Source organism: Rhodococcus sp. LB1 (assembly GCF_001583455.1).
GTDB classification, from domain to species: Bacteria; Actinomycetota; Actinomycetes; order Mycobacteriales; family Mycobacteriaceae; genus Rhodococcus_F; species Rhodococcus_F opacus.
In genome coordinates this window covers 41,087-52,670 of record NZ_LTCZ01000076.1, presented here as the reverse complement: position 1 = coordinate 52,670, position 11,584 = coordinate 41,087, and the positions used below count along the sequence as shown (strand labels likewise).

Here is an 11,584-nt window from a genome sequence, read left to right as displayed (position 1 = left end):
AACTGGACGCTTGTCTAGTGGCATGGCTCACGCGAAACCTGTAGAAATACGAGCGTCACTCTTTCGTGACCCGTCCCATATCAATTAGTTATCCGGTGGTGGTCCCTGACAAACGGAACGTCACCATCTCCCGTTACCTCAGACCACAGACGAGCCCTCCCGCGATCCGGGAAGTCGTCTACGGGATGGAAAGGGCCCTAGATGCCGCTCCCCATGTCCCCTCTCGACTCGATGTTCCTTCTCGGAGAGTCCCGTGAGCACCCGATGCATGTCGGCGGCGTAGAGATCTTCCAGCTCCCGGAAGGCGCCGACACCTACGACATGCGCGCGATGCTCGACCGCGCGCTCGCCGACGGCGACGGGATCGTCACGCCCCGGCTCGCCAAGCGAGCCCACCGGTCCTTCTCGACGCTCGGTCAGTGGAGCTGGGAGACCGTCGACGACATCGACCTCGGTCACCACATCCGGCACGACGCGCTGCCCGCCCCCGGGGGCGAGGCCGAGCTGATGGCACTGTGCTCACGGCTGCACGGATCGCTGCTCGACCGCAGCCGCCCGCTGTGGGAGATGCACCTGATCGAGGGGCTGAGCGACGGACGGTTCGCCGTCTACACCAAGATCCACCACGCGGTCGCCGACGGCGTCACCGCGATGAAGATGCTGCGCAACGCGCTCAGCGAGAACTCCGAGGACCGGGACGTGCCGGCCCCGTGGCAGCCGCGGGGACCGCGGCCGCAGCGGACGCCGTCGAAGGCGTTCAGCCTGTCGGGACTGGCCGGTTCCACGTTCCGCGCCGCCCGCGACACCGTCGGTGAGGTCGCCGGGCTCGTGCCCGCGCTCGCCGGCACCGTGTCCCGCGCCTTCCGCGACCAGGGCGGCCCGCTCGCCCTGTCCGCACCCAAGACCCCGTTCAACGTGCCGATCACCGGTGCCCGCCAGTTCGCGGCGCAGTCGTGGCCGCTCGAACGTCTCCGGCTCGTCGCCAAGCTGTCCGACACCACCATCAACGACGTCGTGCTCGCGATGTCCTCGGGATCACTCCGCAGCTATCTCGAGGATCAGAACGCCCTGCCCGCCGAGCCGCTGATCGCGATGGTGCCGGTTTCGCTGAAGAGTCAGCGCGAGGCGTCGAACGGCAACAACATCGGGGTGCTCATGTGCAACCTCGGCACCCACCTCCCCGACCCGGCGGATCGCCTCGACACCATCCGGACGTCGATGCGCGAGGGCAAGGAGGCGTACGAGACGATGAGTGCGACGCAGATCCTCGCGATGAGCGCTCTCGGCGCGGCACCGATCGGCGCGAGCATGCTGTTCGGGCACAACTCGCGGGTGCGCCCGCCGTTCAACCTCATCATCTCCAACGTTCCGGGTCCCAGCTCGCCGCTGTACTGGAACGGGGCGCGGCTCGATGCCATCTACCCGCTGTCGGTACCCGTCGACGGCCAGGGCCTGAACATCACCTGCACCAGCAACGACGACATCATCTCGTTCGGGGTCACCGGCTGCCGCAGCGCGGTGCCCGACCTGAAGTCGATCCCCGCCCGGCTGGGGCACGAACTGCGCGCCCTCGAGCGCGCGGTCGGAATCTGACCTAGGGACTCTTGCGGTCGCTGTGCCCGAGGTGGCGGTCGGGCGCCACCCGGTCCCGGACCAATTGCTTGAGCACGGTGATGTCGGGGAAGCCGCCCTGCTCCTTGCGGTCCCAGATCAGTTCGTCGTCGACGGTGATGCGGAAGATCCCGCCGGTGCCGGGGACGAGCGCGACCTCGCCGAGGTCCTGCCCGAACGTGCCGAGTAGTTCCTGCGCCATCCACGCTGCCCGCAACAGCCACTGGCACTGGGTGCAGTAGGTGATCGCGACCCGGCCGTCTGCGCTGCTCGTCGTCATCGTGCCAGGTTAGCCGAAGGTGCTCCCCCGCTTGCTGTTCGAGTTGCACGGAGGACACCTGTTCGTCATGCGGACGTCAGCATCGTGAGGCAGACTGTCGATCGCCATGCTGTGCCCCCTCGACGAAAGGAAGCCGCCATGTCCACCGCGCTCGAAGAATCGCGTCGCCACGCCATCGAGCTGACCAACGAGAAGATCCAGGCCGTCAAGGACTTCTTCACCAACATCTTCCACCTGGACACCACGCACCGCACCGAGGCCTGAACACGTGGGGAGGCCTTCGCCGAGAAGGCCTCCCCGTGTTCACCGGATCGTCTCGAAGAACTGCACGACCTCCGCGGTGCGGAAGTGGTCTTCCGAGACGTGCGGTCCGCTCACCTCGACGAACTCGACGGCGTCCGAGCCGCGGCGGAGCATCTCGACCCACGGTCCCGTGACGCCGGCAATGTTCGCCACCTCGTCCTCCCGCGACGCGTACACCCGAATCGGCACTCCGACATAGTCTCCCGGCTCGTGCCGGACAGCGTCCCAGTGCTCCGTCTTCGGTTCGAGGTCGTGCCCGTCCGCGGACACGCGGAAGGCGTCCCGCACGGTGTCGCGTCCGTGTTCGCCCCGGTCCCACACCGCGCGGAGCGACAGGGACGGAGCGATGAACACCGCGCCGTCCCACGCGACCTCCCGCAGGCGAACTGCGTTGGCGGCGGCGTTGCCGCCCATCGATTCGCCGATGAGGAATCGGGCTGTTACCGGCCACCGACGGGACACCCACTCGTCCAGTGCGACCACGGCGTCCTGCGCCAGCCGGTTTCCCCACTGGTCGCCGTGCAGGTACGGGCTGGCGACCAGGTAACCGGCGTCCAGCAGGCCGTCCCGCAGGGCCGCGCGATCGTCGATCGACCTCTCGTCACCCGTACGCCCGTGCAGGTAGCACGCGACCGCGGACGGCGTCACCCCGCGCGGCACCGCGACCAGCGCCCGATCGCCGGAGCGCGGGACGGTCACCGCGTGCTCCTCGTACGTCGTGAGGTGTGCCGTGCGCCTCGTCAGCGGTTCGGCGGACCCGGCACGAAGTATCACCCCGCCACGCTAACAAGCGGGGACGCGACGTGCCTGGCGGCGATCTCCGACCCGGCGCCGGTTTCGCCGAGTCGAGCTGACGTCCGACGCCACGCTCCTATAATTTCAAGCCTGAGCCCTAGTTGCGAGGGGGACGGATGGCCGGCTTCCTGCTACGACGAGCGCTCAATTACGTGGTGCTGTTGCTGCTGGCGTCGTTCCTGACGTTCAGCCTCGCCTCGCTCACATTCCGTCCGCTCGACAGCCTGGAGCAGCGCAACCCCCGGCCACCCCAATCGGTGATCGACGCGAAGGCCGCCGAACTGCATCTGGACGACCCGATCCCGGTGCGGTACGCGAACTGGCTGGGCGGCGTGGTCCACGGCGACTTCGGCACCACCATCACGGGTCAGCCGGTGTCGGACGAGTTGGGTCGCCGGATCCTGGTGAGCATGCGGTTGCTGATCCTCGGTTCCGTGATCGGAGCGGTGCTGGGTGTGCTGATCGGCGCCGCCGGTGCAATTCGGCAGTACAAGTTCAGCGACTATTTCACCACCGTCCTGTCGCTGCTGATCCTCAGCGCGCCCGTGTTCCTCGTCGCGACCCTGCTGAAATACGGTGCTCTCCAGATCAACTCGGCCACCGGAAGCCAGATCTTCCTGTACACCGGCGAATCCTCGGCCAGCACGATCACCGGGTTCTGGCCGCAGTTCGTCGACCGGGTGCAGCATCTGGTGCTGCCGACCATCGCGCTGGCGTTGGGCAGCATCGCCGGCTACAGCCGGTACCAGCGCAACGCGATGCTCGACGTTCTGGGCAGCGACTTCATCCGGACCGCGCGGGCGAAGGGACTGACCCGGCGGGCGGCACTGCTCAAGCACGGTCTCCGGACGGCGCTGATCCCGATGGCGACGCTGTTCGCCTACGGATTCGGGGCGCTGGTCGTCGGCGCCACGTTCACCGAGACGATCTTCGGCTGGCACGGTATCGGCGAGTGGATCGTGATCGGCATCGACAATCAGGACACCAACATCGTCGTGGCGATCACATCGTTCACCGGGCTGATCGTGCTGTTGTCGGGCCTGCTGTCGGACGTGGTGTACGCGGCGCTCGACCCGAGGGTGCGTGTCGGGTGACCGAGATCCAGATCGCGTCCACCGATGCGGCGGTGTCGGCCGTCGGTCGCCGGACCCTGCTGTGGCGGCGGTTTCTCCGGAACAAGCCCGCCATCGCCGGGGTGTGCGTCCTGGTGCTGTTGTTCGTGGGCAGTTTCGTCGGGCCGTACCTGCTCCCCTACGACTATCAGCAACTCGACTACACCGCGCTGCTGCAGCCGCCGAGCGCCGAACATCCGTTCGGCACCAACCAGATCGGCCAGGACGTTCTCGCCCAGACGTTGCGCGGGCTGCAGAAGTCGCTGATCATCGGAATCTGCGTCGCGATCTTCTCCACCGCCATCGCGGCGCTCGTCGGTGCGCTGGCAGGGTACGTCGGCGGCTGGCCCGATCGGGTGATCATGTGGCTGGTCGATCTGCTGCTCGTCGTTCCCAGCTTCATCATCATCGCCGTGTTCACTCCGCGGCTGAAGTCCTCGAGCTCGATCGCCCTGCTGATCCTGCTGCTGGCGGTGTTCGGCTGGATGATCACCGCCCGGATGGTCCGGGGGATGACGCTCAGCCTGCGCGAGCGGGAATTCGTCCAGGCGGCCCGGTACATGGGTGCCCCCACCCACAAGATCATCACCAGCCACATCGTTCCGAACATCGCGTCGATTCTGATCATCGACGCGACCCTGAACGTCGGTGCCGCGATCCTCGCCGAGACCGGGCTCAGTTTCCTCGGGTTCGGCGTCCAGAAGCCGGACATCTCCCTCGGGTCGCTGATTGCCGACGGCACCGAATCCGCGCTCACCTACCCGTGGCTGTTCCTGTTCGCGGGCGGACTGCTGGTGATCACCGTGCTGTCCGCGAACCTGGTGGGCGACGGTCTGCGCGACGCGGTCGACCCCAGCTCGACGCGCGCCCGGTCCCGCAAGCGGAAGACGAAGGCGAAGCGGTGACCGGGCAACCGCTGCTCGAGATCGAGAACCTGCGGGTCAGCTTTCCCAGCGAGGAGGGCCGCGTCGAGGCGGTGCGTGGTGTCAGCTACGGCGTCTCCGACGGCGAGGTGCTGGCCATCGTGGGTGAGTCGGGTTCGGGTAAGTCGGTGGCGTCCCTCGCCGTGATGGGTCTGCTGCCCGAGCACGCGCGCGTCACCGGCTCCATCCGTGTGCAGGGCCGCGAGTTGCTGGGCATGGGTGACAAGGAGCTGTCGGCGCTGCGCGGGAAGACGGTCAGCATGGTGTTCCAGGACCCGCTGTCCGCGTTGACACCGGTGTACCGGGTCGGTGACCAGATCGCCGAGGCGCTGCTCGTCCACGGCCGGGCGAGCAGCAAGAAGGATGCCGCGCAGCGGGCTGTCGACCTGCTCGACCTGGTCGGGATACCCGATCCGGCGGTGCGCGCCAAGGCCTTTCCCCACGAGTTCTCCGGCGGCATGCGCCAGCGCGTCGTGATCGCCATCGCCATCGCCAACGACCCCGCGCTGATCATCTGCGACGAACCGACCACCGCCCTCGACGTGACCGTGCAGGCGCAGATCCTGAACCTGCTGCGCAAGGCCCGCGACCTCACCGGCGCCGGCGTCGTGATGATCACCCACGACATGGGCATCGCCGCGACGCTGGCCGACCGCGTGGTGGTGATGTACGCGGGCCGGGTGGTGGAGTCGGCGTCGGTGCGCGAACTGTTCGCCGAACCCCGGATGCCCTACACCGCAGGGCTACTCGTGTCCGTGCCGCGGATGGATGCGCCGATCCGGAGCCGCCTGGTCTCGATCGCCGGTGCCCCGCCCGCGCTGCATTCGCTGCCACCCGGCTGCACGTTCGCACCGCGCTGCCCGCTCGCGGTCGACGCCTGTCGGCTCGCCGAGCCGGAACTCGTCTCCACCGGACGCGGTCATCAGGCGGCGTGCATCCGCGTCGACGAGACGCGCACCCGAGACCTGTTCACGGCGTATCGGCGGGACCAACCGGTCCCCGCCCCCACCGCCGAGACGGCACCCGAGCACCGCGTGGTGTTGCAGGTGGCCGATCTCGTGAAGACGTATCCGATCACCAGCGGTCTGGTGTTCCGCCGCAAGCGGGGTGAGATCCGGGCGGTCGACGGCATCAGCTTCGACATCCGCGCCGGCCGCACGCTGGCGCTGGTGGGTGAATCCGGCTCCGGAAAATCGACCACGTTGACGCAGATTCTCGACCTGGCCGCGCCGGAATCCGGTTCGATCGCGGTGCTGGGCGCCGACGTCGCGGCGCTGGGGCCACACGAGAAGCGTGCGATCCGGCGCAAGATGGCGGTCGTCTTCCAGGATCCGACGGCGTCCCTGGACCCCCGGCTGCCGGTGTTCGACGTTCTCGCCGAGCCACTCCGACTGGACGGCCGCAGGCGTGAGGAGGTCGGCCGCCGGGTACCGGAGTTGCTCGACCTCGTCGGGTTGCGACGCGAGCACGCCGATCGCTATCCGGCCGATTTCTCGGGCGGCCAGAAGCAGCGGATCAGCATCGCCCGGGCGCTCGCCCTCGATCCGGAACTGCTGATCCTGGACGAGCCGGTCTCGTCGCTCGACGTCTCGATCCAGGCCGGGGTGCTCAACCTCCTGCGCGATCTCCAGGAGCAGCGGGGCATGTCGTACCTGTTCGTCTCCCACGACCTGTCGGTGGTCCGCAACATCGCGCACGACGTCGCGGTGATGTACCGGGGCAGGATCGTCGAGTCGGGGGCAGCGCAGACGATTTTCGAGGCTCCGCAGCACGAGTACACCCGGGCACTCCTCGAGGCAATTCCCGTTCCGGATCCGACGTATTTGGCACACTGAGCTCAGCGAACTTCGAGGAAGGGCACATCCATGATGATTCGTTCGGCGCGCACCCGCCTCGCGGTATCGTTCCTGGCCATCGGCCTGATTCTCGGCGGCTGCGGGGGTTCGGACACCGGTGGTGTCGAGGCCGGGTCCGGGTCGATCGGCACCACCAACGACATCAACCCGCACGACCCCAGCGAACTGCGCGACGGCGGAAACCTGCGGTTGGCGTTGTCGGGTTTCCCCCCGAACTTCAACACCCTGTCCAACGACGGCAACGACACCGAGATCGGCGCGATGCTGAAGCCGATGATGCCCCGCGCGTTCAGCACCGACGCCTCGGGAGCGCTGTCGGTGAACCACGACTACTTCACCGACGTCGCGCTCACCGGCACCGACCCCCAGCAGGTCACGTACACGATCGACCCGAAGGCAGTGTGGTCCGACGGCACCCCGATCACGTGGGCGGACATCCAGTCCCAGGCCGCGGCGCTCAGCGGGAAGGACAAGGAATTCCTGATCGCGAACACGTCCGGGTTCGAGCGCGTGGACAGGGTCGAGCGCGGCGTCGACGACCGTCAGGCGGTGATCACGTTCGCCGAGCCGTACGCCGAATGGAAGGGCCAGTTCGCGGGCAATTCGATGCTCTACCCGAAGTCGGTCACCGCGACCCCCGAGGCGTTCAACGAGAGTCTGCGCGACGGGGTCACGCTGACGTCGGGACCGTTCCGGATCGCGTCGATCGACAGGGCGCAGAACCGAATCACACTGGGCCGCAACCCCGCATGGTGGGGCAACACTCCGAAACTCGACACCATCACCTACAGCGTGCTCGACGACTCGGCGCGAATTCCCGCGCTGCAGAACAACGAGATCGACGCGTCCGGACTGGGCACCATCGACGAGGTGAAGACCGCGCAGAGTTCGGCAGGCATCGCGATCCGCCGGGCACCGGGAAACCAGTTCTCGCACATCACGTTCAACGGCGCGGAGGGGTCGATCCTCGCCGATCCGGAATTGCGGGTGGCGCTGTCCAAGGGCATCGACCGGCAGGGCATCGCGACCGCGATCCAGAACGGTCTGGTCGACGATCCCCAGCCGCTGAACAACCACGTCTACCTCAACGGCCAGGAGGGCTACCAGGACAACAGCGCAGCCGTCTCCTTCAACCCCGAGGAGGCCGCGAGGCGGCTCGACGAACTCGGCTGGAAACTCAACGGCGAGTTCCGGGAGAAGGACGGGCGCAGGCTCGAGATCCGCGACGTGATGTACCAGTCGACCACCTGGGTCCAGATCGCCCAGATCCTTCAGCAGAACCTCGCGCAGATCGGCGTCAAGCTGAACATCGACACCCGTGGCGGCACCGGGTTCTTCACCGATGTCATCCAGCCCGGAGACTTCGACATCGCCCAATTCTCCTGGGTGGGTGATCCGTTCCCGCTCAGCGGCCTGCCGCAGATCTACGCGTACAACCCTGACGACCTGCAAGGCAACTACGGCCGGATCGGTTCGCCCGAACTGAACGCGCTGATCGAGCGGACGATCTCGGAACTCGACCCGCAGAAGGCGATCGAACTGGCCAACGAAGTGGACACCGCGGTGTTCGAGGAGGGATTCTCGCTGCCGCTGGTGCAGGCGCCGGGCAACGTCGCGGTGCGCGACAACCTGGCGAACTTCGGCGCCGCCGGCCTCGCGTCCTACGACTACACCACGATCGGCTTCCTGAATTAGCGGGTTCGAGGCCGCCCGCTACCCCGTTGCCGTCGGCGCGTGCGCGCTGGTGGTGTGCGGCGGGTTCGCCGTGGTCGCCGACGCCGATCAGCTCAGCGCACTGGTCGTGGTGGCGGCGACGGTGCTCGGTGTCACCGGTTACACGTGGTTCGCTGCCACCCGTTCGGGGTCGGAGCCGGGTCGCCCTGCCACGGTGCACCGGGTCCGCCAGCAGCATCGGCTGACCAGCAGGTCCTGGATCGAGGTCCGTCAGGAACCGGGTTCACTGTGGATTCCGGTGTTCTTCGATCCCGCGCTGATCACGATGCCGACCCCGACCGCGGCGACGGTGCACGACGCGGGGCGTCGCCGTGTCGTGGTCTGGGAAGGCTGTCGACTCCTCCCGTCCGGGCGAGCGCGTCGTTCGGAGCCGGCCGGGCGGTTGATCGACAACCCGTCGCGCCCGGATCCGGACGGCCCGGTGCGTGCCAGGGCAGCCGCTCGACCGGCGCGCCGGATCGTCCTCGACGCCCAGTTCGCGGTGGCGGCACCGTTCGTCGGGGCACTGTGGGTGTACGTCGCGGGCGGTGGGCTTCCGGCGTTCGCCGGCGCGACCTGTGTGGCTGCGGCTGTCGCGGTGTGGTTGGCGGCCGTCCGCGGCTCCGACCCCAGCTGAGGGGTCAGGACATGGTGACGCCCGCGCTGACGAAGCACGGCAGCAGTCCGGCGATCTCGCTCAGCACGGGGCCGAATCCCACGGCTGCGGGCACCGGGTCGTTGACGAACGCGACACCCCGGAATCCGGTGGTGAGGTTGGTGAACTGCACCACGGCACCGTTCCACTGCGCGAGCGGCGCGGCGGTGGTGTACCGGATCCGGTCGGGCGCGACCCGCTCCGCGTTGAACGTCAGCCACGCGCCGGGGGCGCACGTCGACATCGAGCCGGGAACGAAGGGCACCGCCGAGGCGGCCGCGGGCACTGCGAAAGACAGTGCGCCGGCGGCGGCGATCACTGCACCCAACCGGCCCACCATTTGTCGAGTAGACATCGGAATTCCTTTCGGGGCGCGCCAATCCGTCTCCCCGAGTACGGCGGAACCGCGTCACTGAGTGTGAATACCAGGTCAGTGAATTATATCTCCGCAGGTAGGTCCCACCGCTAGGGTGAACGACCCACTCGTGGGCCGAATGCCGTCGTGTAGCGCCGCAGCCGGGTGGGGATCCGCGGGTGCATCGGCGGGTAGATGAGGCTGAGGGTGGATGCCAGGGTGAAGTAGCTGCGCAGCAGGCGGAAACAGAGGTAGGCGGGGATGTACCTCACCGAACTCGGCCGCCAGATCAAACAGACGACGACCGTCATGATCATGGACATGCCCAACATGGTGGCGACGACGGGTTGCCATTGCAGCGTGGTGAACGTCGATTGAAACACGAATCCGGCGATGACCGCGAAGAGGAGAAGTGGTGCCAGCATGGCCCTGCGGGCGGCGTTGACCAGGTTGAACGGCAGCACGAAGGTGCCGATCATGGTTTGCCGATCCAGCAGGATCGCCCGATTGCGGGCGGAGAGGTGGTAGATGCTGCGGAACCATCGGGTTCGCTGTTCGCGAAGGTGGGCGTAGGACGCGGGGGTCTCGCTGTAGTACACGGCCTTCGGATCGGCCACGCTGTGGTAGCCGGCCGCGGTCAGGCGCATGCAGATGTCGGTGTCTTCGCCGTTCATTCCCTGCACCATGCCGCCGACCTCGAGCACCTGGCTCCGGCGGTAGATGGCGAACATACCCGGGATGCCCATGACGCCCTGGTAGCCGTCGAGGGACACCTGGAAGAAGCCGTGCCGCATGTACACCTCGACCAGACGGCACTTGTCGATCCACGTTTTCTCGTCGCGGGGCATCGGAATACCACCGACGCAGCCGACCCGGGGATCGGCGAAGTGTCGCATCGCAGTCTCCAGGCAGCCCGGCCCGATCACCGTGTCGGCGTCGATGCGCACGACGAACTCTTCCTCGATGTGTTCGAGACCCACGTTCAGGGCGACGGCCTTGCCCGGTGTCGGGCAGTCGAGCACAGTGCCGGCGATGTTGGCGCACTCGCGGATGACCTGTTCGGCCACATCGTGTGTGGCGTCTGTCGAGGCGTTGTCGACGACGTAGAGGTGGATACGACCGGCATAGGTCTGCGCGGCCCGGTCGACGGCGGCGATGGTGTCCCCGATGTCGTGCGCCTCGTTGTGGGCGGGAACGAGAATTGCTGTGGGCGGGGAGAACTCGTGGCGGCGTGACTTCTTCAGCGCGCGCACACCCAGCAACGCGGTCGAGACGGCCAGCAGTTGCTGCATCAGGAAGACACCGGCGCCGATGCCGCCCAGTATGGCCCAGCTCTTGAGAACTTCGACGAGGTCGTAGAGGACGTGCAGCGCAACAGCCGCCCCCGCGATTGCGAACACCAGGCACCCCGCCAGCTTGAAGAAGGCGCTCGGAGGTATTCGCGGGTCGAGCGGCAGCGGACCCTGGGGAGGAAGTTGAGCCTGCCGGAGAATGGTGTGCGGAAAGATGCCCAGTGCGATCAGCCCTGAGATCATCTGCGCGCCGAACACCGAGATCGAGATGATCCCGGCGCTGTGGAGTAGCCAGGCGAGGACGTCGATGACGAGACAGAACAGGGCGTACTTGCCCAGCAGTGATACTCCGATGAAGACCCGGCGCCAGATGTTCGAATAGGCGTGGATCGCGTAGGTCAGGAAGAACATGACGAGGAACAGCCTCAGCGGAAACACGACCTGGCCGCGCCCCTCGGACAGGATGACCAGATCGCGGGGCATCTCGGCGAAGTCCGTATGCACCAGCAACGTTCGGATGCACATGGCGATGATCGACAACCCGACGAACGTGACCAGGAAACCGTTGGTCCCACTCTGCGGCCGGTCGACGGCGTAGTCCGCAGGCGCACTGTCGACCGACCGAAAGAAGTCGGTGACCGCCGCGGGCCCGGGTGGTGCATGCTCGACGTCGGTCATCGGGACGTCCC

The 11,584-nt window shown here is 67.2% G+C and carries 11 protein-coding genes; 7 read left to right on the top strand and 4 right to left on the bottom strand.

Going from position 1 to position 11,584, the window contains the following annotated elements:
• The first annotated feature begins 201 nt into the window (after positions 1–201).
• Positions 202–1,593, top strand: a complete 1,392-nt coding sequence (locus AZG88_RS13750) for a WS/DGAT/MGAT family O-acyltransferase (RefSeq protein WP_061698005.1) — start codon at positions 202–204, stop codon at positions 1,591–1,593.
• Position 1,594: 1 nt separating this feature from the next.
• On the opposite strand, the gene AZG88_RS13745 is transcribed toward AZG88_RS13750, so the two are convergent.
• Positions 1,595–1,891, bottom strand: coding sequence for a SelT/SelW/SelH family protein (locus AZG88_RS13745; protein WP_005238102.1), 297 nt, complete (start codon positions 1,889–1,891; stop codon positions 1,595–1,597).
• Between the two features lie 138 nt (positions 1,892–2,029).
• On the opposite strand from AZG88_RS13745, the gene AZG88_RS54985 reads away from it, so the two are divergent.
• On the top strand, positions 2,030–2,155 hold the full coding sequence (locus AZG88_RS54985; protein ID WP_257014312.1) for a hypothetical protein: 126 nt from the start codon (positions 2,030–2,032) through the stop codon (positions 2,153–2,155).
• Between the two features lie 39 nt (positions 2,156–2,194).
• Here AZG88_RS54985 and AZG88_RS13740 read toward each other — a convergent pair whose 3' ends face one another.
• Complete coding sequence (locus AZG88_RS13740; protein WP_061043873.1) at positions 2,195–2,968, bottom strand: serine aminopeptidase domain-containing protein; 774 nt, start codon at positions 2,966–2,968, stop codon at positions 2,195–2,197.
• A 137-nt stretch (positions 2,969–3,105) separates the two neighbouring features.
• Between AZG88_RS13740 and AZG88_RS13735 the strand changes: the two genes are divergently transcribed.
• From AZG88_RS13735 to AZG88_RS13715, 5 genes are read left to right on the top strand one after another with little or no spacing between them, the layout of a single operon-like run.
• The gene (locus tag AZG88_RS13735; protein ID WP_007300648.1) at positions 3,106–4,083 is read left to right on the top strand and encodes an ABC transporter permease; all 978 of its coding nucleotides are present in this window, start codon (positions 3,106–3,108) and stop codon (positions 4,081–4,083) included.
• The gene (locus AZG88_RS13730; RefSeq protein ID WP_005238098.1) at positions 4,080–5,006 is read left to right on the top strand and encodes an ABC transporter permease; all 927 of its coding nucleotides are present in this window, start codon (positions 4,080–4,082) and stop codon (positions 5,004–5,006) included. Before AZG88_RS13735 ends, AZG88_RS13730 begins: the two co-directional genes overlap by 4 nt.
• Positions 5,003–6,859 carry a dipeptide ABC transporter ATP-binding protein gene (locus AZG88_RS13725; protein ID WP_061698004.1) on the top strand — a complete coding sequence of 619 codons (1,857 nt, stop codon included), beginning with the start codon at positions 5,003–5,005 and terminating at the stop codon, positions 6,857–6,859. The genes AZG88_RS13730 and AZG88_RS13725 overlap by 4 nt, the downstream gene beginning before the upstream one ends.
• A gap of 30 nt (positions 6,860–6,889) precedes the next feature.
• Positions 6,890–8,575 carry an ABC transporter family substrate-binding protein gene (locus AZG88_RS13720; RefSeq protein WP_061698003.1) on the top strand — a complete coding sequence of 562 codons (1,686 nt, stop codon included), beginning with the start codon at positions 6,890–6,892 and terminating at the stop codon, positions 8,573–8,575.
• A gap of 49 nt (positions 8,576–8,624) precedes the next feature.
• Positions 8,625–9,230, top strand: a complete 606-nt coding sequence (locus AZG88_RS13715) for a hypothetical protein (RefSeq protein WP_061698002.1) — start codon at positions 8,625–8,627, stop codon at positions 9,228–9,230.
• 4 nt (positions 9,231–9,234) lie between these two features.
• Here AZG88_RS13715 and AZG88_RS13710 read toward each other — a convergent pair whose 3' ends face one another.
• On the bottom strand, positions 9,235–9,603 hold the full coding sequence (locus AZG88_RS13710) for a hypothetical protein (protein ID WP_061698001.1): 369 nt from the start codon (positions 9,601–9,603) through the stop codon (positions 9,235–9,237).
• Between the two features lie 110 nt (positions 9,604–9,713).
• Positions 9,714–11,573, bottom strand: coding sequence for a glycosyltransferase (locus AZG88_RS13705; RefSeq protein WP_061698000.1), 1,860 nt, complete (start codon positions 11,571–11,573; stop codon positions 9,714–9,716).
• Positions 11,574–11,584 lie beyond the last annotated feature (11 nt).

Bases quoted from the DNA above. Each gene is read 5' to 3' on its own strand.
- AZG88_RS13750 (WP_061698005.1), top strand. From the start codon at position 202: ATGCCGCTCCCCATGTCCCCTCTCGACTCGATGTTCCTTCTCGGAGAG.
- AZG88_RS13745 (WP_005238102.1), bottom strand. From the start codon at position 1,891: ATGACGACGAGCAGCGCAGACGGCCGGGTCGCGATCACCTACTGCACC.
- AZG88_RS54985 (WP_257014312.1), top strand. From the start codon at position 2,030: ATGTCCACCGCGCTCGAAGAATCGCGTCGCCACGCCATCGAGCTGACC.
- AZG88_RS13735 (WP_007300648.1), top strand. From the start codon at position 3,106: ATGGCCGGCTTCCTGCTACGACGAGCGCTCAATTACGTGGTGCTGTTG.
- AZG88_RS13720 (WP_061698003.1), top strand. From the start codon at position 6,890: ATGATGATTCGTTCGGCGCGCACCCGCCTCGCGGTATCGTTCCTGGCC.
- AZG88_RS13710 (WP_061698001.1), bottom strand. From the start codon at position 9,603: ATGTCTACTCGACAAATGGTGGGCCGGTTGGGTGCAGTGATCGCCGCC.
- AZG88_RS13705 (WP_061698000.1), bottom strand. From the start codon at position 11,573: ATGACCGACGTCGAGCATGCACCACCCGGGCCCGCGGCGGTCACCGAC.